The following is a 219-nucleotide window of genomic DNA, read 5'->3' on the forward strand; positions in this document are numbered from 1 at the left end:
TGGTGGTGTGTGTGCTGCCGGCGTCGAGCAGGCGGGAAACGAGCTGGGGTGTGAGGTTCTCGCCACCGGCGACGATGGTCGTGATGTGGTGGTGCGCGTTTCGTGTTTCGAGGTGAGCGGCGAGGACTTCGAGGTGCGAGGGCGTCGCCTTGAGGAAACTGATCGGGACGTCCGTGCACACGAGGTCGATCGCCGCGTCGAAGGCCGTCTGCCCGGCCT

Annotated in this window: 1 protein-coding gene; it reads right to left on the reverse strand. The window is 66.2% G+C overall.

The genetic code is table 11. From position 1 onward, the window contains the following. Positions 1–219: hypothetical protein (locus LG395_RS41060; RefSeq protein WP_225814715.1), on the reverse strand; the 219-nt coding region annotated here is incomplete at both ends.

Source organism: Streptomyces spinosus, assembly GCF_020400655.1.
In the GTDB taxonomy this organism is placed as follows: Bacteria; Actinomycetota; Actinomycetes; order Streptomycetales; family Streptomycetaceae; genus Streptomyces; species Streptomyces argyrophylli.